16 protein-coding genes and 3 pseudogenes are annotated in these 24,717 nt (G+C 68.3%); 6 read left to right on the forward strand and 13 right to left on the reverse strand.

Translation table 11 applies throughout. The features are described from left to right. Positions 1 to 54: 54 nt before the first annotated feature. The 9 genes from OEY_RS0127095 to OEY_RS0127135 form a co-directional block, all read right to left on the reverse strand. Entirely contained in the window at positions 55 to 1,086 is a 1,032-nt protein-coding gene (locus OEY_RS0127095) for an ABC transporter permease (RefSeq protein ID WP_010596863.1), read from the reverse strand. After that, positions 1,086 to 2,624, reverse strand: coding sequence for a sugar ABC transporter ATP-binding protein (locus OEY_RS0127100; protein WP_010596864.1), 1,539 nt, complete (start codon positions 2,622 to 2,624; stop codon positions 1,086 to 1,088). Before OEY_RS0127100 ends, OEY_RS0127095 begins: the two co-directional genes overlap by 1 nt. Further along, positions 2,611 to 3,789 carry a sugar ABC transporter substrate-binding protein gene (locus tag OEY_RS0127105; RefSeq protein ID WP_010596865.1) on the reverse strand — a complete coding sequence of 393 codons (1,179 nt, stop codon included), beginning with the start codon at positions 3,787 to 3,789 and terminating at the stop codon, positions 2,611 to 2,613. The genes OEY_RS0127100 and OEY_RS0127105 overlap by 14 nt, the downstream gene beginning before the upstream one ends. 208 nt (positions 3,790 to 3,997) lie before the next feature. Further along, positions 3,998 to 4,636, reverse strand: a complete 639-nt coding sequence (locus tag OEY_RS0127110) for an isochorismatase family protein (protein ID WP_010596866.1) — start codon at positions 4,634 to 4,636, stop codon at positions 3,998 to 4,000. Beyond that, positions 4,633 to 6,120 (reverse strand): MFS transporter, encoded by a 1,488-nt coding sequence (locus tag OEY_RS0127115; RefSeq protein WP_010596867.1) that lies wholly within the window; start codon positions 6,118 to 6,120, stop codon positions 4,633 to 4,635. Before OEY_RS0127115 ends, OEY_RS0127110 begins: the two co-directional genes overlap by 4 nt. Beyond that, positions 6,113 to 7,765, reverse strand: coding sequence for an amidase (locus tag OEY_RS0127120; RefSeq protein ID WP_010596868.1), 1,653 nt, complete (start codon positions 7,763 to 7,765; stop codon positions 6,113 to 6,115). Before OEY_RS0127120 ends, OEY_RS0127115 begins: the two co-directional genes overlap by 8 nt. After that, a complete protein-coding gene (locus OEY_RS0127125; protein ID WP_010596869.1) occupies positions 7,762 to 8,730 on the reverse strand; it encodes a carbon-nitrogen hydrolase family protein in 969 nt (322 codons plus the stop codon). The genes OEY_RS0127120 and OEY_RS0127125 overlap by 4 nt, the downstream gene beginning before the upstream one ends. A gap of 73 nt (positions 8,731 to 8,803) precedes the next feature. Further along, entirely contained in the window at positions 8,804 to 9,889 is a 1,086-nt protein-coding gene (rutA, locus tag OEY_RS0127130) for a pyrimidine utilization protein A (RefSeq protein WP_010596870.1), read from the reverse strand. 127 nt (positions 9,890 to 10,016) lie between these two features. Further along, positions 10,017 to 11,069: a LacI family DNA-binding transcriptional regulator gene (locus tag OEY_RS0127135; RefSeq protein ID WP_010596871.1), complete on the reverse strand. Its 1,053-nt coding sequence runs from the start codon at positions 11,067 to 11,069 to the stop codon at positions 10,017 to 10,019. Positions 11,070 to 11,219: 150 nt separating this feature from the next. On the opposite strand from OEY_RS0127135, the gene OEY_RS30725 reads away from it, so the two are divergent. The 6 genes and pseudogenes from OEY_RS30725 (at position 11,220) to OEY_RS29545 (ending at position 21,197) form a co-directional block, all read left to right on the forward strand. After that, the gene (locus OEY_RS30725; protein WP_157180046.1) at positions 11,220 to 11,387 is read left to right on the forward strand and encodes a hypothetical protein; all 168 of its coding nucleotides are present in this window, start codon (positions 11,220 to 11,222) and stop codon (positions 11,385 to 11,387) included. A 433-nt stretch (positions 11,388 to 11,820) separates the two neighbouring features. Beyond that, a pseudogene (locus OEY_RS31555) lies at positions 11,821 to 12,024 on the forward strand (helix-turn-helix domain-containing protein); the annotation flags it as partial. A gap of 123 nt (positions 12,025 to 12,147) precedes the next feature. Then, the gene (locus OEY_RS30175) at positions 12,148 to 12,636 is read left to right on the forward strand and encodes a hypothetical protein (RefSeq protein WP_010596872.1); all 489 of its coding nucleotides are present in this window, start codon (positions 12,148 to 12,150) and stop codon (positions 12,634 to 12,636) included. After that, a complete protein-coding gene (locus tag OEY_RS0127150; RefSeq protein WP_010596873.1) occupies positions 12,633 to 14,489 on the forward strand; it encodes a hypothetical protein in 1,857 nt (618 codons plus the stop codon). The genes OEY_RS30175 and OEY_RS0127150 overlap by 4 nt, the downstream gene beginning before the upstream one ends. After that, complete coding sequence (gene dptG / locus OEY_RS30730) at positions 14,486 to 16,102, forward strand: DNA phosphorothioation-dependent restriction protein DptG (RefSeq protein ID WP_010596874.1); 1,617 nt, start codon at positions 14,486 to 14,488, stop codon at positions 16,100 to 16,102. The genes OEY_RS0127150 and dptG overlap by 4 nt, the downstream gene beginning before the upstream one ends. Next, the gene (locus tag OEY_RS29545) at positions 16,083 to 21,197 is read left to right on the forward strand and encodes an FtsK/SpoIIIE domain-containing protein (RefSeq protein ID WP_157180048.1); all 5,115 of its coding nucleotides are present in this window, start codon (positions 16,083 to 16,085) and stop codon (positions 21,195 to 21,197) included. Before dptG ends, OEY_RS29545 begins: the two co-directional genes overlap by 20 nt. Positions 21,198 to 21,256: 59 nt before the next feature. Here the strand turns inward: OEY_RS29545 and OEY_RS30180 are convergent. The 4 genes and pseudogenes from OEY_RS30180 to istA all read right to left on the reverse strand — a co-directional run. After that, positions 21,257 to 21,517 (reverse strand): annotated as a pseudogene (locus tag OEY_RS30180) (IS5 family transposase); the annotation flags it as partial. Positions 21,518 to 21,598: 81 nt separating this feature from the next. Then, positions 21,599 to 21,994: pseudogene (locus tag OEY_RS0127170) on the reverse strand (IS1634 family transposase); the annotation flags it as partial. Between the two features lie 168 nt (positions 21,995 to 22,162). Beyond that, positions 22,163 to 22,933, reverse strand: a complete 771-nt coding sequence (gene istB, locus OEY_RS0127175; RefSeq protein WP_010596878.1) for an IS21-like element helper ATPase IstB — start codon at positions 22,931 to 22,933, stop codon at positions 22,163 to 22,165. Further along, positions 22,930 to 24,504, reverse strand: a complete 1,575-nt coding sequence (gene istA, locus OEY_RS0127180) for an IS21 family transposase (RefSeq protein ID WP_237713815.1) — start codon at positions 24,502 to 24,504, stop codon at positions 22,930 to 22,932. Before istA ends, istB begins: the two co-directional genes overlap by 4 nt. Between the last annotated feature and the right edge of the window lie 213 nt (positions 24,505 to 24,717).

Here is a 24,717-nt window from a genome sequence, read left to right on the forward strand (position 1 = left end):
GGGGTTGCCGGCGACGACGGTGGTCTTCATGGCGGGTGTCCTTCGGTCGGGCGCTCAGCGCGCGGATCGGGAGGCGGTGCGGCGACGGACCGCACCGGAGAGGGCGACGGCGACGACGAGGGCACCGCCGTAGAACAGTTGCTGGACGAAGCTGGCGACGCCGAGCATCTGCAGACCGACGACCCCGGCGACGAGGAAGTACACCGCGACGAGGGTGCCGAAGGCGTTGAAGCGTCCGGGCACGATCGCGGTGGCGCCGAGGAACGCGGCGGCGAACGCCGGGAGCATGAACGACTGGCCGGACGATGGGTCGGCGCCGCCGAGCATGCCGGCGTAGACGATGCCGGCCAGGGCCGCGACGAGCGCGGAGGTGACGAGTGCGCCGCCGCGGATGCGGTCGACGTGCAGGCCGCTCAGCCGCGCGACCTGCGGTCCGCGCCCGACGAACAGCAGCCGCCGCCCGATCGGCGTGTACTGGAAGATCACCGCGGTGAGCAGGACGAGAGCGAGGGCGTAGTAGAACTGCAGCGACACCCCGAACACGCGGGTGCCGATGGTCGCGTCGACGAGCGCGGCGTCGATGCCGGTGACCGAGGTGGAGTCGGAGATCCACTGCACCACGCCGAGGACGACGGTGCCGCTGCCGAGGGTCGCGATGAACGAGTCGATGTGCAGCCGGACGACGAGCACGGCGTTGACGATGCCGACGAACAGCGCGACGAGCACGGCGACGGCGATGGCCGGCAGCAGCGACCAGCCTTGCTGGACGTTGAGCACCGCGATGGTCATCGCGGCGAGGGACATGGTGGACACGGCCGAGAGGTCGAACTCGCCGGCGGTGAGCGGCACGATCAGCCCGAGGGCGAGGATCAGCAGCACGGCCTGCGAGCCGAGGATGTTCTGCAGGTTGTTCGCGGTCGGATAGATCTCGGGGCGCAGCGCGCTGAACACGAGCACGACGGCGACGAGGGCCAGCACGAGCGCGTACTTCTCGACCAGCGGGCCGAGCGCGACGCGCGGACGGGTCGAATCTGCTACAGGGGCGGGTCTTTTCGTGGTGGTGGTCTTGTCGAGGGTGACGGACATCAGGCTTTCACTTCCTGTCGGGTCAGGCCGAGGACGCTGTCCGAGATGTGGTGCTTGGAAAGTCGGTCGCCGGTGAGTTCGGCGACGACGTGGCCGCGGGAGAAGACGAGGACGCGGTCGCACAGCACCGACAGCTGCTCGTAGTCGGAGCTGGCGACGACGATGCCCGCTCCCCCGCGCGCGGTCTCGCGGAGCATTTCGAAGATGCGGGCGCGGGCACCGATGTCCACGCCCTGGGTGGGTTCGGCGAGCAGCACCAGCGCCGGGTCGGTCTGGAGCCACTTGCCGAGCAGCGCCTTCTGCTGGTTGCCACCGGAGAGGGAACCGTAGACGGCCTGCGGGTCGCGGGGCCGCACGTCGCAGCGGTCGGCGAGGGACGCGGCGACGGCCCTGAGCGCGCCCGGTTTCACCCAGCCCGCGCCGAGGATCGGCAGCGTGACGTTCTCGGCGACGGTCAGCTCCGGCGCGCTGCCCTCCACCTTGCGGTCCGGCGGCACGTACACGACCTTGCGGGCGAGCGCGTCGATCGGGGTGATCGTCTGCAGCGCAACGATGTCGTGGCCGATCGTCAACCGTCCCCCGCGGGCCGGGCGGGCCCCGTACAGGGCGGGCAGCACGTCGTCGTAGCCGGAGCCGGCGATGCCGGTGAGCCCGACGATCTCGCCGGGGCGCACGTCGAAGCCGATCCCGTCGACGGTCGCGGTCTCGAGTTCCTCGATCCGGGCGAGCGGCGCCGCGTCGTCGAAGTCGCGGACGGGCCCGGCGACGCGGGGGTCGGCGGAGTCGAGGCTGCGGCCGACGATGAGGTCGATGAGCCTGGGGGCGGTGAGGTCGCGGGTGCGGTGGGTGCCCTGGGAGACGCCGTCGCGCAGGACGGTGACGCGGTCGGTGTGGTCGAGCACCTCGTCGAGGTCGTGGGAGACGAACAGGACCGCGGCCTTCTTGTCGGCGACGATCTCGCGGACGACGGTGAACAGCAGGTCGGTGCCCTCGCGGGGCAGGAAGACGGTCGGCTCGTCGAGGACGAGGAGGGTGCGGCGCTCGCCGAGTTCCTCCACGGCCCGCAGGATCGCGACGAGTGCGCGGTCGGTCTCGCCGAGGCTCGACACCGCGGCGTCCGGGTCGACGTCGAGGCCGAAGTGGTCGAACAGGGCTCGGGCGGTGGACTTCTCGCGCCGCCAGGAGATCCACGGCCTCGAGCTGGCGACGACGGGCCCGACGCGCAGGTTCTCCACCACCGACAGGTCGGGCACGAGCGCGAGGTCCTGGTGGACGAAGCTGATGCCGAGTTCGCGGAACCCGCCGGCCGGGACGGGCAGGGGCACGTCGCGGCCGCGGACTTGCAGGGCGGCGCCGGGGTCGGGGGCGTGGAACCCGGCGAGGACCTTGATGAGGGTGGACTTGCCGGAGCCGTTCTCGCCGAGCAGGCCGTGCACCTCGCCGGCGTGGATCGTCAGGCCGACGTCGTTCAGGACGGTGTGGCTGCCGAAGGTCTTGGACAGGCCGACGATGTTGACGATGGGGTCAGGGCTGCTCACTGGACCCCCACAGGGCCTCGTAGCCGGTGACGTAGGCGGTGCCGTAACCCTTGTCGGGCTGCGGCGGGGTGCCGGTCTCGTCGATGTTGTCGGCGGTGATGAGCTTGAGCGGGGTCTGCTGGGCCCCGTTCGGGACGGGGTCGTAGCCCAGGAGCAGGCGGCCGGCCTGGTCCATGGTGGCCCAGGCGAGCCACGGGATGGATTCGCCGACGTTCATGGTGACGATGCCGTCGTCCTGCTGGATCTTCAGCACGGCGGGGGTGCCGTTGACGGAGGAGATCTCGACCTGGCCGGTCTTGCCGGCGGCCTTGATGCCGGACTGGGCGTAGAGCGACATCGAGTCGTAGATGGGCAGGACGAAGTCGATGGTGGGGTCGGCGGAGAGGGCGGACTGCACCTCGGACTGAATCTTGGTGGCCCACTCGGCGACGGGCACGTTGACGATCTTGTATTCGCACCTGGGGCAGTACTGCGCGATCTCGTCCTCCATCGCCGCGACCTCGGCCTTGGCGGGCGGGACCTCGTTGGAGGTGATGATCAGGGCGTTGCCCTCACCGTCGGTCCGATCGATCATCCAGTCGACGGTGAGGCGGTTGGCCTCGGCGAGCGGGGCGTCGGTGGTGGCGTCGACGAGCCCCTCGATGTCGGCGGGCAGCGGTTCGCCGCGCAGGATGGTGTGGGTGAGCAGGACGGGAATGTTTGCCGCGTCCGCCTTTTCGAGGGCCGGTTTGATGAGGGAGGCGTCGATGCCCTGCGAGAGGATGATCAGGTCGACCCGCTGGTTGACGGCCTGTTCGACGCCGGTGGCCCACTGGGCGGGCTGACCCTGGTTGGTGTATTCGATCCAGGTGGCGCCGTAGCGTTCGGCGACCTTCTTCGATTCCTCGTCGACGGCGACGTTGTAGGGGTTCTCGCTGTTGGTGGGGATCGCGAAGATCGTCTTGCCGGCGATGTTCCGCATCGGGAAGGGCTCGGTCTCGAGCGTGAACTCCGGGTCGCCCTCGTACTTCGCGAGCTGGGCGCGGGCGTACTCGATGCCGGCGGCGACGTCGGCATCGGAGACGTCACCGCCGCCGGAGCCGGAATTGCTGCATGCGGCGAGACCGAGGGCGGCCGTGAGGGCGAGCGCGGCGATCGCGGCGCGGCCGGGAAGGTTGGGGCGCATGGGTTCTCCTGGAGGGGAAGAGGAGGTTCGACGAGAGGCTGCGTTCGATGAGAGGCGGGGCGCGACGTTGCGGAGCCGGCCCTTGCGGTCGATGACTTCGAATGTATCGATCGTCGTGTTGCGTCCGGCAACACCGTTGGTTCGTTCGTGTTAACTACCGTGCGGCTCCGCCGCCCGTGCGCGTTTCTGGTAGCCAGAGCTACCGGAATCACGCACGGGCGAGGTAGGACTGGGCGCGGGTCAGCGGCCAGACCTCGGCCATCTTCTGCTGCATGTCGAACAGGTTCGAGTGGTGGATGGCCGGATCCCGGTCGCCCACGGCGTCTTCCACGACGATGGGGATGTAGCCGTGCTGCATCGCGTCGAGCGTCGTCGCGCGCACGCAGCCGCTCGTGGACAGGCCTGCGATGAGGACGGTGTCCACCCCGAGCGACGTCAGGTACGAGTTCAGCGACGTGCCGAAGAACGCGCTCGCGTACTTCTTCGTCACGAGCAGCTCGGCGCACGTCGGCTCGAGGCCGTCGATGAGCTCCCCGTACGGGCTGCCCTCGCAGAACGCGACGAGAGTGCCCGACTTCTTGAAGACCCCCCCGGCGTCGGCGCCGTCGGCGCGCAGCCGCACCTCGGTGATCACGACGGGGATTCCTGCGGCGCGGGCGTCGGCGAGCAGCGTGCGCATCGCCGCGACGTTCTCCTCCACCCCGGCATACAAGGGGCAGTCGGGGTCGATGTAGGCGCGGGCCGGGTCGACGACGATCAGGGCCGGGCGGGTGCCGGGCTGAAGTTCCTGCCCGAAGCCGGCGCGGGCGTAGTCGGCCGCCTGGGCGGTGCGATCGGCGAGGGTCATGCGGATTCCTTCAGGGTGGTGACGGGTTCGAGGGGACGCACGACCGCGGGCGTGGCGACGTCCCGTCGCGGGAAGGCCAGGCACACCGCGACGCCCGCGGCAGCGACGACGGCCAAGGCCAGACCCACCGCGCGGACGTTGTCGACGAACCGCGCGAGTTCGGCGCTGCCGAGGGTGCCGAGGGTGCCGCCGTACGCGGCCTGCCGCGCGGTGGCGCTGAGCCCGACGGTCGCGACGGCCAGCGCCAGCGCTGTGCTGAGCAGGTAGCCGACGTTCTGCAGCGTCGAGCGCAGCCCGTTGGCGATCCCGCGACGTTCCGCGGGCGCGGTGAGCATCAGCGCGCTGGTGCTCGGGGTCATGAACAGGCCGGTGCCGCAGCCGAGGACGAACAGGAACGGCGCCGTCGCCCCCAGCGATCCGCCGTCGGGCGAGAGCATCAGGGTGACGCCGAGCAGCCCGACGGCGTTGAGCGCCATGCCCGTTGCGGTGAGCGTGCGCGGGGTGAAGCGCAGCATGAGCGAGCCCGCGGCGGCGGCCGCGACGACGGTGCCCACCGCGACGGGCATCACCAGCAGCCCGGCCGCGACGGCCGAGATCCCGCCCACCGCCTGCCCGTACAGCGACACGAGCAGCGTCACCGCGTAGGTGGCGACGGCGTTGACGAGCACCGCGACGAGGACGAGCGCGATGCCCCGGTTGCGGAACAGCGTCAGGTCCACCAGCGGGTGGGCGCGACGGATCTGCACCGCCGCGAACACCGCGCCGAGCACCAGGCTCGCCGCGCCGCACACCCACGGCAACCACGGCGACGACGTCACCCCCGGCGTCAGCGCCAGCACGACGACGGTCAGCAACGCGGTCGACAGCACCGCCCCGGCCAGGTCGAACGGCTCACGCTCGACGTGCCGGCGGGTGCCGCGCGGGATCACCAGCAACGACGACGCGATCGCGAGCACCCCCACCGGCAGCACGACGACGAACAGCCCGCGCCAGCCGAACGCGGCCGTCGCGGCACCGCCGATCACCGGCCCGACGACCTGCGCGACGGCCGCGACGGTCGCGTTCCAGCCGAGGGCACGGCCCAGGCTGTGCGGCGGGAACGTGTCGGTGAGCAGCGCCGTGTTGTTGGTGACGACGGCCGCCGCCCCCACGCCCTGCAGCACCCGCGCCGCGATCAGCCAGCCGGCGGACGGGGCGAGCATGCACAGCCCGGTCGCGACCGTGAACACCGCCAGCCCCGCCAGATACAGCGGACGACGCCCAACGATGTCGGCGAGCCGGCCGAACACGAGGATCAGCGCGGTGGTGACGAGCATGTAGCCCAACAGGATCCACGTCGACTGCGCCGCCGACGCCCCCAGCTCGCGGGTGACGGTGGGCAGCGCGACGGTGAGGCCGCTGATGCTCAGGAACACCGCGACCACGCCGATGCTGGTGGCCGCGAACACCCGCCACGGATGCTGCCGGGCGGCAACGCTACCCATCGGCGCGACGCTCGTGGACGTCGGTGACGGTCTGCAGCGCCTGCGCCAGGCGCAGGCACGTGTCGTCGGCCCACGGCCGGCCCACGATCTGCACGCCGACGGGCAGTCCGTCGACGAAACCGGCCGGCGCCATCACCGCGGGCAGGCCGAGGTAGTCGAACAGGCCGGTGTTGCGGCCGACGATCGACTGCATCGGGTGGCGCACGCCGTCGATCTCGACGGTGACGTCCGACAGCCGCGCGGCCGTCGCCCCGATGCCCGGGGTGACGAACGCGTCGATCCCGGCGGCGTCGAACGCCTGCACCGTCGCGCGCTGGGCGCCGGCGCAGCGGCGCAGCGAGCGCAGGTAGTCCACCGCCGACGGCACCAGCCCGCGCGCGATGCGCACCTGGGTGCCGATGTCGTACTGCGCGAACCGCTCCAGCGCGCCCTCCTGGTTGGCGGCGAGCTCGCAGGTGAGCACGATGGTGACGTCGTCGTGCAGGCGGTGGGCGTCGGGGACGTCGACGGGCACCACCTCGGCGCCCAGGCCCCGCAGCGCGGCGACGGCCGCATCCCACGCGGCCAGCACGCCCGCGTCGCACAATTCGGTGAACCACGCGGTGGGGACGCCGAGCCGCACCCCGGCCAGCGACGGCGCGCCGGGGGTGCCGGGGTCGGCGAGGCCGGCCTGCACCTGCCGCGCCACCGCGTCGGGGGCCGCGGCGGGGTCGAGGCCGTCGGGTCCGGCGAGGACGTCGAGGACGACGCGCAGGTCGGCGGCGGAGCGGGCCATCGGCCCGATGTGGTCGAGGGTCCACGACAGCGACGCGACACCGGTGCGCGGGACGAGGCCGTAGGTGGGCTTGATGCCGGTGAGGTTGCACAGGGCGCTGGGCACGCGGATCGAGCCGCCGGTGTCGGTGCCGAGCGCGAGCGGGACGAGGCGCGCGGCGAGGGCGCCGGCCGAGCCGGTCGACGAGCCGCCGGTCCAGCGGCTGCGGTCCCACGGGTTGGTGACGGCCCCGTAGCGGGCGTTGTGCGGGGCGCCGCAGGCGAATTCGGTGGTCGCGGTGATCAGGACGGGGATGGCGCCGGCGGCGCGCAGCCGGGCGACGGCCGTCGCGTCGGTGCCGGCAACGCGGTCGCCGGTGGTGTGCGAGCCCGCGGTGACGGGCGCGCCGGCGACGTCGACGATGTCCTTGACGCCGAAGAAGACGCCCTCGAGCGGGCGGGCGGTGCCATCGCACCAGCGACGGCCGGAGTCGGCGGCGGCCGCGTCGGCGCCGTCGACGACGGCGAGGATCGCCCCGCCGACGAGCGCCGGGTCGGCCCAGCGGGCGCGCAGCGCGGCGAGCACCGCGGTGGGCGTGGTGGTGCTGGCGGCGTAGGCGGCGAGCAGATCGAGCACGCCGAGGTCGTGCAGCGCCGCGTCGGTGCGCGGGGTGTATTCCGGGGCAGGGAGGGGCGGGGCCGGGACGGGGCTCGCGGCGAGCAGGGCGACGGAATGGGCGGGTTCGGCTGCCAGTGCGTCGGGTGCGGGCGGCAGCGGCGCGAGTCGGGAGGTCTCGAGCAGGGGCGTCATGTCGGCGCGGGCCTGCAGTAGCAGGTCGTCGACGGTGGTGGCCGCGGCGGCGGTGAGGTCGGGATAGTCGGTGGTGGTCACCCGCTCACCTCCAACGGCAGGGCACTCGGCCGGGGTAGCGGCGCGGGCCGGACGGTGCCGGCGGTGAGGTCGGCGAGCAGGCGCAGCACGTCTGGGCGACGGTCGCGGGCCAGCGGGAAGGCCGCGCGCACGGCCGGGACGGCGTCGAGGTCGAGCGTGAAGCGCAGCGTCTCCCCCGCCCGGTGCGCGGGTGCCTGCGCGACGATCTCGCCGTTCGGGGCGATGACGCACGAGAGGCCGAAGTTGTCGACGGTCACGCCGTTGAGGGTTTCCGGCCCGGCGCGGTTGGCGGCCACGATCCACATCTGCGATTCGAGGGCGCGGGTTTGCAGCTCGGCGAGGAACAGGTCTTCGCGGGGGCCGAGGGACGAGACGATCGCGAGCATCACCTCGGCACCGAGCGCGCGGGCAACGGCCCAGTTCTCGGGGAAGGTGCGGTCGTAGCAGATGACGCAGCCGAAGCGGGTGCCGAACAGGTCGGCGGTGGCCGGGGCCTGGCCGGGCGCGAAGTGGTATTTCTCGTCGATGTCGACGCCGCCGACCTTGCTCGCGGGCAGCGAGAGTTTGCGGTAGGCGGGCACTCCCCCGCCGTCGGGGGTGCGCCAGGTGACGACCTCGCCGGCCGGGTCGATCAGCACGACGGAGTTGTGGGTGACGTCGTGGGCCGTGCGCTCGTACAGGCCGAAGGCGATCGCGCAGCCGAGTTCGCGGGCGAGGTCGCCGAACAACGTGGTGGCCTCACCCGGGACGGTCTGCGCCCAGGGGGTGCGGTCGACGTCGTGGCTGGTGCAGAAGTAGGGGGTGGTGACGAGTTCGGGCAGCACCACCAGGTCGGGGACGGCGCCGGTCGCGTCGGGTGCGGCGGCGGTGCGGACGAGGGCGGCGAGCCGGGCCAGGTTGCCGAGGAGGTCCTCGGTGAGTTCGCCGGCCTGGACGATCGCGACGTCGAGGGTGCGCGGATGCAAGAGGGAACCTCCGGGTGTGGGGTGGCGGGTGGGGGCGCGGATCGGTGCACGCGCCCCCACCCGCCGCTCGGGGTCAGGCGGCTTCGGCCTGAACGGTGGTGCGGCTCTTCATCAGCGGCTGGATGCGGGTGCCGAAGTTCTCGATGCCCTCGACGAAGTCGTCGAAGGTGAGCATGATGCCCTTGATGCCCTCGATCTCGGCGACCTCGTCGAGCATCTTCGCAACGGTCTCGTACGAGCCGACGAGGGTGCCCATGTTGAAGTTCACCGCGCCCTCGGGCAGGGAGATGGTCTTGGCGGTCGAGACGTCGTCGGCGGTGGCGTCGGCGGCGGACTGGTCGGCCATGTAGCCGAGGGCGGCGAGGTCGGCGTTGTCGTGGTAGTCCTGCCACTTCGCCTGTGCCGCTTCGTCGGTCTCGTCGGCGATGATCATGAACAGGGTCAGGGCGCCGACGTCGCGGCCCGTCTTGTTCGCCGCCTCGACGAGGGTGGCGGTGGCGTCGGAGATCGCGGTGGGCGTGTTGATGCCCGTGCCCATGATGAAGTTGAAGTCGGCCATCTCGGAGGCGAACTTCATGCCGCTCTTGGACTGTCCGGCCGCGACGATCGGCACGGCACCGCCGGTGGGGCTCGGCGAGAGGACGCACTCGTCCATCGTGTAGTGCTCGCCCTGGAAGTTGCTGACACCGTCGGCCCACAACTGCCGCATGACGGTCACGTACTCGGTGGCCTGCTGGTAGCGGTAGCCGAAGTACTCCTCGCCCGGCCACAGGCCCATCTGCGTGTATTCGTTGGGCGCCCAACCGGTCACGATGTTGACGCCGAAGCGGCCGGGGGCGATCGAGTCGATGGTCGACGCCATGCGGGCCACCATGGCCGGCGGCAGGGTGAGGATCGGGGTGGAGGCGAACAGCTTGATCTTCTCGGTGACGGCCGCGAGGCCGGCCATGAGGGTGAACGATTCGAGGTTATGATCCCAGAACTCGGTCTCGCCGCCGAAGCCCTTGAGCTTGATCATCGACAGGGCGAAGTCGAGGCCGTGCTTCTCGGCCTTCTGCACGATCGTCTTGTTGAGCTCGAACGACGGCATGTACTGCGGGGCGCTCTTGGAGATGAGCCAGCCGTTGTTGCCGATGGGGATGAAGACGCCGATTTCCATGTCGCTCCTGAAGCTGCGGGGATTCGAAGAAGCGGTGGGGCAACACTGCCCTGCTCGCTATGACTTCGAATGTATGCAGGAGTTATTGCCGGATCGGAGCTCGTGGGTAACGGACTTGTTGCCCCGGTTAACGATCTTTGACGGACTGCGCACGCCCCACTTGGCCGATGGGGGCCGCACTCCCCCGCTGCACCCATTCCACCGCGAAGTCCCGGTGCACCGGCGCGCCCGCCGCGCCGTCGATCCGCGCGAGCAGCAGTTCGGCGGCAGCCGAGGCCATGTCCTCGAGGGGCTGGCGCACCGTCGTCAGGTCGAACATCGACCACCCCGACGCGTCGAGGTCGTTGTAGCCGACGATCGACACGTCGTCGGGCACGAGCAGACCCAGCCGCTTGGTGGCGTCGAGGGTGCCGTAGGCCATGTAGTCCGTCGCGCAGAACACCGCCGTCGGCCGGTCCGGCCGGCTCAGCAGCTCCATGCCGCCCTCGTACCCGGTCTTCGCGTCCACCGCGCCACGGTGAACGAGCGTCTCGTCCAGCGGGTGGCCGTGCCTGTCGAGGCCTTCTCGGAAGCCGGCCTCGCGCAGCTTCACGCTCGGATTCTCCAGCGGGCCGGAGATCAGCCCGATGCGCCGATGCCCCATCTCGATCAGATGATCCGCGACGAGACGTCCCCCGCCGACGTTGTCCGACGTCACCCGGTCCACCCGCCCGGCCTGGCTGCCGTCGACGTCGCGGTTGAGGATCACCAGCGGGATCTTCCAGTCGATCATCTCCGACACGATCGGTGAGTCCAGCCGCGCCGAGATGAACACGACCCCGTCCACCAACCCGCCGCGCAGCGCCAGGATGTCCTTCTCCAACGACCCCTCGGTCCGGTCGCTCATCAGCAGCACCCGATAGTCGTGCTGCGCGAACCGGTCCTGCAGCGTGTTCACCAGCGTCGGATACGACGGGTTCCGCAGGTCACCACTGACCACCGCGACCGACGACGACCGCCGCGTGATCAGACTCCGCGCCGTGATGTGCGGGACGTACCCCATCTCCTTCGCCAGCGCCTGGATGCGCTCGCGGGTCTCCTCGATGACGCGCGGGTCACCCCGCAGGGCACGGGACACCGTCGACTGCGACACGCCCGCGGCGCGTGCGACGTCGTAGCTGGTGACCGACCTGCTGCCCACGGGAGGATTGTAGATAGCGGCGGCGGTGAGCTCCCGGACTCGCCCGCAACAACTAGCGCGCTGTGGGTTGTCGCGAACAGAGAAGCCCATACCCGATCCCCTGTCAATTTTCGAGGCTTTGCTTCTCAGCTCGCTCCACCAGAGGGACGCATGAAGACGTCGCGCATCAGCAAGCAGCATTTCATCGAGACCCTGGTACATGCGGTGATCGACGTCGGGATGCGGGTATGTGGTTCACCTCAAGTCATTGTCCGCAGCGCTCGGGCGGGACGCGGCGGACGGATCGATCGGCAAGAGCATCGCCAAGATCACCTGTGACGGGCGGATCGCCATCGCCGATATCGGGATGCCCCGTCTGGGCAGGCCGTCGGCTCTCTACCGCCTCGCGGACGCCGCCTACGAACGGCGGAGCCTGGCTGCCACAAGCAACCTGCACCCCGTCCGGATTCAACACGATCGTGTCCGCTGCTGCGGTCGATCGGCTGCCACACCCTGCCTACATCGTCCTCACTGAAAGCACCTTACTGCGATTGAGCGACGCATCCGCCCGACACAGTAGTGTCATGGACGTCACCCTTGAAGGAGATCACTCGGGCACCCACAGGGGTACCGCATGTCCTTTTGCAAGCCGACAAGGACGGCCTATGAAGATCCATTCCTGCGGCCGCATTCACAGCTTGGCATGTTTCTGTTGCGCAACACGAAACAAGCTATCCTTGACCACTCAAGGACGCGGCTGCATGCTTCGAGAATGGCAGTTACAGGCGGAACGGAGCAGTCACTGGGAGCTACCCTCCGCCGTGCCCGCGCCCAGAAGGGAATGTCGCTGCGTGCCGCCTCAGCCGGGACGGGCCTCAGCTACTCCTCGTTGCACCGCTTGGAATCGGGTGAGCGGGACAGTGCCCCCATTGAGGCCCTCCTAGCGGTCGGTGACAAACTCGGTATCTCACATTCGACCCTAGCCCAGCTGGCCGGAGGCCTATCTGTGGCGGGCGCCAAGGAATTGGGAGGCGCGTGGGTCTGGCGCGCGCTGAGAGGCGGACGGGTAAGTCCGGCCGCAGCTGCAGCGCTTCGTAGGGTGCACATCACCCGGCTACTCGACGACTTCACTTCGCTCATAGCCGAGACCCCTGTCGCTCTAGCTGACCTCTCAGCGGTGATCCGATTGAGGGTGCGCGAGGCAACTGGCGACCCCCATTTTGATGACGACGGCACGTACATCATCCCGACAGCGACGAACCCGAACGAGCGCGTTATCCAGCGCGCCTGGCACGCTCATGGGATCGCGCACGTGATCCTGGCCAAAGACGCCGGCGAGCGACCCATATGTCGGCCGCGCGCACAGGCACTTGGGGCGGAACGTGAGGCGACATACCTTGCAGGATTGATCCTTATTCCCTCCGCAGCGCTGGCAGCGAACAGGCGATTGAGTCCCGTCGGTGCCCTCTTTGGGGGCGACGAGGTCGGGGCCGCGCTCGACGAGATCATGTCCGACTTTGACGCACTGGCAACTTTCGCTGCCGTGCGGCTTGCCGAGGAGGCTTTGCTAGTGGAGCTACCCCTATGACCGCCCCGGCCCATCAGGAATACGACTTTGACCCCCACACACCGAGCCCGCTCGAAAGTCTCCGGCGCTTGCGCGCGGACGCTCGTGACGCTGTTGTAGCGCTCGGTGCGCAGACCGCCGCGCAGTCGCTAGCGTACGTCCCGAGCGCCGTCGACGAGGCGATCACCACGATCGCTTCCAGTTTTCCGCGTCCTCACGCGATCTTCGTCACCGGCTCCGCCGGCGGCGGAAAGAGCGGAGCTGCAGAGTGGCAGCGCCAGGAAGCCGCCTTCCGCTACAGCGACATCGTCGAGGACGCGACCCACGCCGACGGGCCGAGCCTGGACCAGGCAGATACCCTTGCTAGCCGCCTCGCGTGCTTGGCTGACGACGCGGACAGCCGCCCGGAACTGCCGATCCTTGTCGCAGCGAACACCGGGATGATCGTCCAGCTCGCGGCAGCGTGGGGCGCGCGAGGTAGCAATTACCGCGCCCTGACGAGGCGCCTCTTCAGCAGTCTGGGCCTTCCCGGCGCGCCTACGGAGCCGAACGGAGTCCTGCCACTCGACATCCGCGTGCTCAATATGGACGATAGACCGACCTCCGGTAAGGGCGGCCTACTCCGGAAAATGCTCCCAATGCTGCGCCCGGCAGCTAGCCATCGAATTTTCGACGACGCCCGATGCGCAACGTGCGAGGCGATTGCGTACTGTCCGGCCAGAGCGAATGCGACACTCCTCGCGACCATTGCAGCACCTGCTCTGGACGCGCTTACGTCCCGTGCAGCCATCGAGCGCGGGCGGCAGGATACTCCTCGCGCGCTGTGGGACTATCTGTCTCGCGTGGCCCTCCCCGACAGCCACTACGGCGAGGATGGGGACCCCTGCCTAGCGAGCCAGAGGGCTCACCGGGACTCGGACACCTGGTGGGTGATCACGGGACTCCTTCCGCATACTGTATTCGCCGCCGACGGCGACCTCGGGCGACGCGTCGCTGCTTTAGATCCCGTTCGCGCACCCCGGCGAGAGACCTACGAGGCCTTCGCAGCCGCTGGGCTACTCCCTAGAGACGACGCGGAGCCGCTGGTGGAGCTGATCAAGGGGGTACGCGAGGAGGGCTGCGACGAGCCTGCGCTGTTGACCGCTGCCGAGGCGCTGGCGGCCGGGTTGCCTGAGAGCAGTGACGAGGTCAATTGGAGAAATGCCGCCGCGCGAACGAAACTCGGCGCTGCGGTCCTGCTCGGCGAGCTAGTGCCTGACGAGAGCGCCGCGGAGCAGCCCTTCCTCAATGCCTTGGCAATTTACGGGGAGTGGCAGCGGTTGGAGGCGGCCAGTGAGGACACCTCGCATCTAATTGATGAGATGGAGCAGTCGTTCGGGCACCTCGTAAGCGAGTTCGCACGCGGTATCGCTCGCATGTTCGGTGAGATCCACGATGAACGAACCTTCCTGCCAGTGCGGAACTACGACCCGCGGGAGGTGAGCCGGGCTTTCGTCGAGTTCCAGCTCGATACAGCGACCGCTCAACCCGCCCTCGACCGTGCCATGCGGGCTAACCCGAAGGGTGCCACTCGGATCGGGTACAGGCCCCTAGCGGTGACGCTTAATTTCCAAGCCAAGATTCCCGTAGAGGTAGATCTCCCCACGTTTCGGCTCCTGAACGCGGCACTGAGTGGGCTGGCAGGCGGGAGCGGCGATTCGGAGCGGACGTTCGCGCTCCGCCGCGCATCGGAGGCGATCGCGCGCGCCGCCGCTGACGCTGAGTCGGTTGCGATGCTCGTTACTGAGCCGACCAGCGCGCGCCGCTACCTCGTCACCACCCAAGCGGGGCTTAGCGGGCGGATGAGCCTGCGGGCCAGGGCGGTGAGCGAGTGACCGAGCAACTGCAGGAGACTCTCAACGAGATCGCCCGAGCGCGCGGCGCGGTCCTGAATTTGCAGAATGGTCGGCTTGAAGCCTCGTTGGGGGGTCGGACCATATCCCTTCAACTACCGAGCGACGCGAAGGGCGTTGACGCCCTCTCCGACCTGCCCAGCGCCTTGCCGTCCCGGGCCGCCCGCGGTGACATCCGCGAAAAGACTCTCTACAACATCGTACAAGACATGATTGGGCTTGCCGAGGGATCCCGGCTGTCCGACTCGACGCTCCAGGCACAGCTCCCGAAAATCCTCCGCGCGGATCCGGCGTCGCGGCGAGTGCTCGCGTCGGTGATGGCCCGGCAATACTGGTTCCGCCCGAAGGGATCCTCGCCGACTACTTTCCTCTCGCCCTTCCACGCCGACTTACCAGGTGCGTATGAATACAACGGCCGGTACAAGTCCTTCCGTGGCAGCCTGCTGCTCTTTCTCTCCTTTGACGGCACCGGGTTCGACCTGTCGCTGGCGGAAGACATCTTGGAGTTCATGCGTAGCGACGTGGGCCTCAACCCGCTCGACCGCGAGCTTCTGCACGCGGCGCGCAAGGTTGCCGAGCAGTCCGGCCAACGCCGGAAGCCCAACGCCAGTCGCCTCGTGGAACTTGACAATGAGCAGCCCCGTCGCGACGCGCAGATCCAGTCGCGGCTGCGTGATGGAGCGTTCGACCAAGTGGCGATAGACCGGATCCGTCGCGACCTGCGCACGGTGATGACTTTAGAGCTGCCTCGCCACGACAAGGTCGCGGCACTCGTCTTGGCGCTGAGCCTTCACATTGCTCTCCACTACTACCGCGTTGCTTTCGCGATCGGTGAAGGACTGGACGCGGCCGCCCGAGCGCTGGACGGCCATCGCACACGACAACAGCCATCCTTCAGCGGCGCCGTCTTGTTCCGGGTCGGAAGCGGCGGTGATCGGCCAGTGCGCCACACGGACCCTTGCTCGACCGCTTGGTGGCGACTCGACGAACAGCATCTCCTGGCACTGCCGGCCAACATGATCAGCGCCAACCTCCTACATACCGTCACCACCGCGGTACTTGGCGACGACGCGCCCCACCGTCCCGATCCCCATGCGTGCGCGATCGCACTTGAGAGAGAGCCGAATGCGCTGGCGCTCGCGGAACTCCTCTGCTGTGCCGTCGCCGCGAAGCTCACTGAGCTGTCCGGTGATGTACCCAGCTCCTATGACCCCGGGGCAGGCGGTTACGCCCTGCGGTCGGCTGCTCTCGAGACCTTCCGAGGTCGCACGAGCGCACTGAAGCAGCGCGGCCGCGACGTAGTCAACACGATGGTGGGAGGATTCGGCGGCACCCTCAAGCGAAACCGGGGTAAGGTGCGCTTCTTCGAGCTAGACGAGCAGGTCCTCTTCCTCTTGGTGAAGCTAATTCTCGATGGCGCAGGAGTGGAGCAAATGCCCCTACAAACAGAGTTCCTGCCTGCGCTCAGCCAGTACGGGCTCGCGCCGCAGGACTCTGCAGAGGAGGAACTCCTCGCCGACGCCCTCCAGCGCCTCGGCTTGCTCGACCGCTACAGCGACGCAGGAGAGGCAACGTATGTCCGCCACATCATCTAAGGGCGGCCGCGCCGCCTTCGCAGCCGCAGCGGCGAGGGCGTTGCGAAGCGAGCTCAGCGCGCCAAGATGGGCGGGGCGCCGAGTTCTCCTTCGGGGGCTGCACGGCCTCACCCCAGCAGCCGTATTTCAGGCGCTGTTCGATGGCGTCGCAACCAGGGACGTCGACGTATACCCCGACGGCCCGTCTGGCAAGCCCGTGGGAATCTCAGCAATCGTCACCGATGCCGACACGGACATCATCCCGTTCCTTGTCGATGAAGCCGCGGCGACTTCGAACAGCGGGAACGGTGGATTCGCCGCCAGTCTGCGTACTCACTTTCTCGAACGCGCAGACCGCGCCCGCGTATTGTTGATCTTGGCCGCCCAGCCGCAGGAGACCATCGCCTCCACAACCGAGGACGCCACTACCTTGCCATCGCTCGCGTTCGAGCGCCTTTGCAAGGCTTCGGTATTCCCACCCATAGACCATGCCCAGCCGGGCCGGTTGATTAGGGAACTCGTCGACGACTACGTGAACCGGCTCCTTGCGACTATCGGCGCGCCTGACTGGGAGGAGGCCGAGCGGCTCGGCGAGTGGGTGGCGCGTCACCGCGACGACACCGATGCCGCGATTGGCGCCGCCATCCACGAGCTGGAGCTTTACGTGTCTGACCCCGACCTGCGTCCAGCCAGCGCCACGGGCCGACTCAAAGAGGCCGCAAAGTGGCGTTTCGAACTCAACCAACTATCCAACTCGCCGGGCCAGGACCTCGGTCGGCGACTCGCAAAGCGCGTCAGCAGCGCCGGGCTCGAGAAGATACTTGCCGCACAGACGGTTCGCGGCCTCGACTACTCTCGCTTCACCCTCCAGGACCTCAAGGATCGTGCTGATCGCCGGTCCGCGGAGCTCGACCCATTATCGCCGGTGACCGGCACTGTCGTGGCCATGCATACCGACAATGCGATCTGGGCGTGGCTGCCCAGTCCGGGCGGAACGCTCGAGTTCAAGCTCACTCGATCCCTCAAGCGCGGAGAGCAGATTCGCCTTCGTTGGCAGGCCTCGTCGGCAGTATTTCTCCAGGCTCGGGGGCAGTCAGTTGCGGCCAGTGTGGCGCCCCCGGACGGCGGCTCGTGGCGGTTCGGTCGGCTAGAGCTACTCGAAGGAGCCGCAATCACCGCGAGATACCGGATTGCCGTGGTGTTCAATGACGCTGAACTCGTTGCCTTCGAGGATGCACTCGACATCGACGCCGACCTTGGCGGCTTCGCGTGCGGTGAGACACCCCGCCTTTCTGTCTGGAACCGCGATGGAAAGGCGTTGGGCGCGGCAACGCTTAATCCCGCCCAGGACTGTGGGGACGATGTCGTGCAGATGGTGACCGGCACGTTGAACGGAACACCAGTCGGACCCGTACCCGTGATCCCCGCGCGCTCACCGGATGACGGTAACGACGACGGCGATGTCGGAAGCTCTGATGAAGGCGGCGACAGAAACGTGCCGCCGGTAGACTTGCCAGCACCTGATGGAGACGAAGGCGAGGAGCTGGGCACGGGCCGAGGGGAGCTTCCAGCTGCCGCACCCGAGCAACCGACGCTCGCCCATGCGATGCTGGCCTTCGGGCAGGCGGCATGGCCAGACGCTCTCTCCGTCCCGCCGGGAGCATCGAGTGTCTCCGCGCGTTACGGCGGAGTGCGGCTGCGCGTGCATCCGCGCGCGGACGGCATAGACTTGATTCCTGTTGAGCAGTCCATCCTTAAGCACCCGGAGTGGTGCATGTTCTCGGTAGATGGGACAGCATGCACTCCGCTGCGGGAGTTCCCGCACCCCGAGCCTGGTTGGTCTGGAGACCTCGCGAACTTCCTAGGCGCCAGGGCCCGATATTTTGATGCCGCGCTGCGAGCGGGAAGCACCTACGCACTCGATCCGCGCAGCGAGGTGGCCAGGGACTACACCATGTCCTACCGGAGGCTTCTGGAGGCACTGCCAAGGGACGCTACCTCCAGGACCGAGTACGACGACCTTTTGCTAGTCGATCGCGTAGAGGTACGCGGAATCAGCGATGCGCTCCTGGGGCCGACGTCGCCACTCACAGTCGCCTGGCACGCAGCCCTCGCCGACCGCTTCAGCGCTCTGACCACGTCAGAGGCACGACCCGACCGTGCCGATATCGAGTCGTTCACGCCGCAACACCTGCTGCCGCTGGTAATGAGTTCGGGCGACTGGTACGAATCCGTGCCTTCTGGCAGCGCCTTGCTGTGGCGGCGCTACGCGGCCATCGCCGCGAGCAGGCCTGGCGCTCTCGAACGAAACGCCGCCTTCATCGCGAACAGGATCAGGTTCTTCCTGAGCGTCCATCCGGGGCTTGACCATCCGGAGAACACGCTGGCAGTTACCTTCGCCGACGCCGACGGTGGCCAGACCGCTGTCGATGCGCTGCGGCACTTTTTCAGGCCCGAGCGCACTCGCGCCGAGTACCGGCTGCCGCGCATTCGCGCCACGCTGACTGGCGTCGGCCGCTCGGCACGGCGTTCCATCAACGCTGTGCTCTCGGGGGCCATGGATAACGATCTCGACCGGATCGTCCAATCGAGGTCGGAGCTGATCGTCACCGATCAGGCGTCCCCCCCTGCGTTCAGCAGCATCTCGTTCCTGTTCCGCAGCCCGGGTCGCAGGGCCATACGCCCGGTCTCCCTAGACCAGAGGGCACTTACCAGCCATGCGCGCGGGCTTGCTGCCATCTCTGGCCGGGTGGTGGTCCCCGACGCCGATTACGTCTTTGCAACGGGAACGTTCTGCGCGAAACCGGGCGAACACGCAGCCAACCTTGAGGCAATCCAGTACCGCAGCCTTGAACTCGTGGGTGGTCAGGGCGGCGAGCGGCTACAGCCCGGCTGGACGCGGATGATCACTGCCACGACCAGCGAGGAGAACCTCGCCGATTGGTACGACAAGTCCGGCTGGGTCGTGCACCTAGATCGGCTCGTCGGCATCGAGGCGTTTGCAGACACAGAGTCCGCCCGCACCGTCCTTGAGTACGAGGAGGGAGCGGACCCATCCTCATTCGGTTACGACGGCATCACGGGGACGAGGCACGTCGCGCCCTACCTGGCCGCCCTTCGTAGGGCGCTCCAGGGGATCGCCGACCCTGATACCCAAGGAGCGCGAGCCCTGATGCGCCTGCTGGAGTCTGTCTCCGGGAGGTGGGCCCTGCAGATCGTTCAACGGCCCCTCCTGAAAGTACTGGAGCGTGCCGGCACGGCGTGTGCCATTCGGCACCTCGTGGAAATCGAGAATTCCCTCGCTCAGAACATTGTCGGCTTTAGTGCACTGGTCGCCTTAGAAGAGATCGTTCCGGGGTTCCCTGAAGCGGGGATCCCGCAGCGACTGCGCGCCTCGCGGGCGGGGCGTGGTCCCATGTGCGACGATCTCCTGCTTCTGACAGTCCACCCTCGCGGTACGGAGGCTCCACTCGTTCAAGCCACTGTCGTTGAGGTGAAGTTCTGGCAAGCAGAAGGCCTCGACTACGCCAACGCGGCCGACCAAGTCGAGGAAACCAACGACTGGCTGGGTGGCCGGTTCTCCGAGGCTGGCGCTCTGGCCGATCTCCGTGGGCGCGATCTGGCCGAACTCATCCGCTCGGCCCGCACGCGCAACAGCTCCTTCGGCCTCGCGTCGATTCTGCCGCGTGGCGGGGAGGACGTTCTTGCGCAGATCTCTGGGGGGGAGTATGAACTCGCCTTCGGACACTGGCGCCGCGGTGCGTACCGGCGGGGCTTGGTGATCGCGGTTGAGCCCAAGGCAGCGGGTACTCTGGAACTCTCGCAGCTGAACTCAGCGAAGGGGCCGATCGAACTTATCAGCATCCGCAAAGCCGTCGCTGTGAACGCGCTGGAGATGGAGCACCTCGCCCCGTCGGCAGGATGGTCGCAATTGAGCACCCTGCCGCCAGTCTCGCCGTCAGGGGCTCCCTCAACCGCAGAGCGGCCACCCAAGAACGGAGGGGACTCGGACGCGGAGCCACCGGCACCTGCAAGCGAGCTCACGGACGAGATTGAGAGAGACGCCCAGCGGCTAGGTGAAGCATTCGCCAAGTATGGGCTAACAGTCGAACCGTTTGAGCCCGAACTTGCCCAGGCAGGTCCGAGCGTCTTCAGGTTCCGGACCCGGATCGTCGGACGGCTATCCATCACGGACATCGAGCGCCGCAGCCGCGACCTCAGCCGCGAGGTAGGAGCGCCAGGTGAGGTGAGCATTGGTGACGAACCGGGTTTCATTACCGTCGACGTCCCGCGAGCCGAGCCGCAGGCAGTGCCGCTGGCCGTCGCGCTTCAGGCCCTCGATGCACACTCGCCGAAGCCGGGCGCTCTCAACTTCGTTGCAGGAGTGGCGCCGAGTGGCGACGTACGCATCGCTGACCTGTCCCGGCTACCCCACCTGCTCGTTTCGGGCGCGACCGGCTCTGGAAAGTCGGTCTTCCTGCGCGGGATGCTCGCCGAACTCCTCCGCACACGTAGCAGCCATCAGCTGCGCCTCATGATCATCGATCCAAAACGCCTCGACTTCGCGCCCTTCACGAGTGCACCTCATCTGGACGGAGGGGAGATCATCGGTGACCCCGTCGTCGCTCTTGAGCGGTTACGTTCCACTCTCGAGCAGGAAATAGCATACCGCCAGCCAATCTTGGCAGAGGCCGGGGTTAGCTCCGCTGCGGAGTACTACGAAAGCGGCGGGCGACTGGAGGACCTCCCACAGCTCGTAATCCTGGTGGACGAGTTCGCCGATCTGGTCCTTGCCGGTCCCGATCGGCGTGGATTCAGCGAAATGATTCAGCGCTATGCCCAGCTCACCCGCGCCTACGGAATCTTTTTGGTCCTGGCTACTCAGCGTCCCAGCGTCGATGTGATCACCGGGAGCATCAAGGCAAACCTAAGCGCTCGGATCGCGTTCTCGCTGCCGAGTGCGCGGGACTCGATGACGATCCTCGACCGCGGTGGCGCTGAGGACCTCCTCGGGAACGGCGACCTACTCTTTTACCGGAATGGCAAGATCGAACGGCTCCAGGCACCGTTCGCGACGCTCGCTGACGTCCGGTCCGCGATCGGCGTACGCGGGTGATTACAGAAGTTGTCACAGCGACACGGTCCGACTAGGGCGTGTTTCAAATGTCCTCTGATTCATAGCCACTGGTTGAGGGCAGCGACGTGGACGGTGGCCAGATAACGTACGGCGAGCTTGTCGTAGCGGGTGGCCACCGCCCGGTGCTGTTTGAGCTGGTTGATGCCGCACTCGACCGCGTGCCGCTGCCGATACACCTGACGGTCGAACGCCGGGGGTCGGCCGCCTCGCGAGCCCCGTCTGCGGCGGTGCGCGAGCTGATCGGACGGGATCGCAATCGTCGCTCTGATGCCACGTCGGCGCAGGTAGGCGCGGTTGGCGCGGGAACTGTAGGCCTAGTCCGCCAGTACCCGCACCGGTCGGGTACGGGCCCGACCGGCTCCGACCCGAGTTGCACCAGGTTAGTGTGCCAACCCCGGGCGGGGATTCGCGATGCCGAGGGAGTCGAGGATGTGCACGGCGTCGTCGGTGAGCGGATCGAAGGCGGTGTGCTCGTGGCCGGCGATCGTGACGGTGACTTCCTGCAGAGGTCGTAGGGTCCGCACAATCTTCCTGATCGACATCCCGGTCGCATCCTGCAAGTACCGTGAGATCGCCAATGCGGTGAACACGATGGTCAGGTGCGCCTCGATCGACTCCCGGGTGTGGCTGAAAATCGGGCGGGCCCGCAGATCCGTCTTCGACATCCGAAACGACTGCTCGACGTGCCACAGATCGTGGTACTTCGCCATCACTTCCCGCGGATTCATCAGCGCGACAGGTAAGTTGGTGACGTAGCCCTTCTTAGGCCGAACTCGGCCTAAGAAGGGTTATGACGATGTCGAGGTTATGCCGACACGGTCTGCATCGTTGCTGGTGGAGGCCTCTGTCAAGGGACAGGAGGGCGTCCCTGTGGGCGGACAGGTGATCTCCCTGCCTGCGGACAGCTGATCTCCCTGTCCGCGGTCAGGTGATCTCCCTCGATGTCAGGTCAACGGCATCACCCCGCGTCCGGCGGTGGCTTCGCTCAGCCGCAGTGAGGTGCCCTCGGTGATCACGACGTGGGCGTGGTGCAGCAGCCGGTCGACGGCGGCGGTGGCGAGGGTCTTGGGCATGATGGTGTCGAATCCGGACGGGTGGAGGTTGCTGGTCACCGCCACGCTGCGGCGTTCGTAGGCGGCGTCGACGAGGCGGTAGAACGCCTCGGCGGCGGCCTGACCGGACGGCAGCATGCCGATGTCGTCGACGACGATCAACTCGGCCCGGGTGATTCTGGTGATGGTCTTGGTGATCGACCCGTCCACCGCGGCCCGCCCGATCGCCGCGGTCAACGATTCGAGGGTGAACCACGACACCCGCATCCCGGCGTCGATCACCGCATGCGCCAACGCCTCGACGAAGTGGGTTTTGCCGGTTCCGGACGGGCCACTGACGGCGAGGTTCTCGGCGCGGTGCACCCACTCCAACGCCGCCAGGGCGCTCTGGGTGGGGGCCGGGATCGACGAATCCTCCTCGCGCCACGAGGAAAACGTCTTGCCGGCGGGCAGCCCGGCGGCTTTGCGGCGCATCGCCCTGGTGGCTTCGTCGCGGCCGCGGATCTCCTCGGTCAGCAGCACTTTGAGGACCTCGGTCGGGTCCCACCGCTGTGCTTTTGCCGTCGCCAGCACCTCGGGGGCGGCGGCGCGCAGGTAGGGCAGGCGCATGCGTTTGAGGACGGCGAGCAGATCGTCGGGCAGCGGCGGTGCGGTGGGGTTCACGAGCGGGCCTCCGTGCGGGCGGTGCCGAAGCCGGCCCAGGCTCCGGTGCCGGGCTGGACCGAATGGGTCTCGTCGGCGACGACCCGCCCGGCGCCGGTGCCGGTGTCGGTGTGGTGCGCGACGATCGCCGGCAGATCCGACTCGGCGAACCGGCCCGCTCCGGCCGCGACCGCCAGCGCCGCCGAGACGGTGTCGGCGCCGACGAACGCGGCCAGCTCCACCGCGGCGGTCATCTTCGCCCGGATCCGGGCCGCCCCGGCCGCCGAGGCGGCGATCAGCCAGGTGTGCGCGCCGGGTCCCAGATCGAGGAACCGGGCCTCGGCGGCGGAGCGGGCCCTCGGACGGGGCGGCCGCGGCGCCCCGTCCGCTTCCTGGGGGTGGTTCGGGTAGTGGGCCGGATCGATGCTCGGATTGCCCGGTGTCGAAAGACGATGGCGGGCAACCTCGCTCAGACCGCACCGACCGGTGGCCCAGTCCGGAATCCGCGGCAGGGCATCGAGGTCGGCGACCACGACGAGGTCGGCGCCGGCGGCGCGCACCCACACCTCGGCGCCGACCAGGCCCGGTGGGGTCGAATAGCGCACCGAGCCGAACCGGATCGTCTGGTCGGTGCCGACGCTGCGGGTGGTCCCCAATGCGAGGGTGTGCGGGGCCGACGGCAGGGTGTGCAGGCGGGCGCGTTCGTCGGCCAGGGCCTCGGCCGGGATGCGGGCGCTCTCCCGGTGCCGGCGGGCGTTGACCGTGACGCAGAAGCGATCACACGCGGCCTCGAGGTCGATGAACGCGGCGTACTCGGGCAGCAGGTTCGCCTCGGTGGGTACCAGATCCGCCTTGGCGATCTTGACGGTGGCTTCGCTGCCACCCTTCGATTCCGGGTCGAAGGGGATGCAGGTGTGCACGGCCATGCCGTAGTGCCGGGCCGTCTCGACGATCTGCGGGTGCCGCACCGGAATGCCGGCAACGTGGTCGATGCTGACGGTGCGGGGATTGTCGGTCAGCGCGTAGGTCGGCACCCCACCGAAGCGACGCACCGTGGCATCGAGGCACGCGATCAGCGTCGGCAACGTCTGATCCCACACCGGGATCACCACCCGGTAGCGGGACCACGCCAGCCAGGCGCAGAACAGCAGGGTCGAGCGCACGATCCCGCCCGGTCCGGGCACCTTCGGGCCGGCGCCCCAGTCGAACTGCATCCACAGTCCGGGTTCGGTGAGCCACGGCCGGTAGGTGCGCCGGTGCCCGGCCTGCCACGCCGTTCTCGCCTGCGCCACGGCCCGGCGGGTGGTGCGTTCGGTCCCGTCGAAGCCGAGCTCGACGAGTCGTTCGTGGACGATGTCGGCGCGGACCCGGCCCTTGCTGCGTTCGACCCACTCCTCGATCTTGGGGAGGTAGTCGTCGATGATGCGCGGCCGCCGCGCCGGGCCGGTCACCGGCATACCGGCGTCGCGGGCGGCGACGTAGCGTCGGACGGTTTTCGGGTCCACCCCGGCGAGTTGTGCGGCCGAGTGCGCGCTGCCGGTGGCGTCGTAGGCTTCGAGAATTTCCATGATGTCCCTGTCAGACTTCTTCATGCGTCCCTCCGGTGGGAGTCGCTCGGTGGTGGTCGAAGACCTCGAGCAAAACCCCGGAGGGGCGTCTGGTTCAGGACCGACACACCGCCGGTCCCACGGTCACGGACAGGGAGATCAGCTGTCCGTCAGCAGGGAAGAACGTGTCCGCCTACAGGGAGGTTGGCATGTCCGCTAGCAGCCTCGACATCGGTGGATTGTTCGGCATAATCACAG

The organism is Rhodococcus sp. P14, assembly GCF_000256505.1.
GTDB classification, from domain to species: domain Bacteria; phylum Actinomycetota; class Actinomycetes; order Mycobacteriales; family Mycobacteriaceae; genus Rhodococcus; species Rhodococcus ruber.

Coding starts and splice junctions, on each gene's coding strand:
- OEY_RS30725 (WP_157180046.1), top strand. CDS start 11,220: ATGAAGACGTCGCGCATCAGCAAGCAGCATTTCATCGAGACCCTGGTA.
- rutA (WP_010596870.1), bottom strand. CDS start 9,889: ATGGAAATCGGCGTCTTCATCCCCATCGGCAACAACGGCTGGCTCATC.
- OEY_RS0127110 (WP_010596866.1), bottom strand. CDS start 4,636: ATGACCCTCGCCGATCGCACCGCCCAGGCGGCCGACTACGCCCGCGCC.
- OEY_RS29545 (WP_157180048.1), top strand. CDS start 16,083: ATGTCCGCCACATCATCTAAGGGCGGCCGCGCCGCCTTCGCAGCCGCA.
- istA (WP_237713815.1), bottom strand. CDS start 24,504: ATGAAGAAGTCTGACAGGGACATCATGGAAATTCTCGAAGCCTACGAC.
- OEY_RS0127095 (WP_010596863.1), bottom strand. CDS start 1,086: ATGTCCGTCACCCTCGACAAGACCACCACCACGAAAAGACCCGCCCCT.
- OEY_RS0127150 (WP_010596873.1), top strand. CDS start 12,633: ATGACCGCCCCGGCCCATCAGGAATACGACTTTGACCCCCACACACCG.
- OEY_RS0127105 (WP_010596865.1), bottom strand. CDS start 3,789: ATGCGCCCCAACCTTCCCGGCCGCGCCGCGATCGCCGCGCTCGCCCTC.
- OEY_RS0127115 (WP_010596867.1), bottom strand. CDS start 6,120: ATGGGTAGCGTTGCCGCCCGGCAGCATCCGTGGCGGGTGTTCGCGGCC.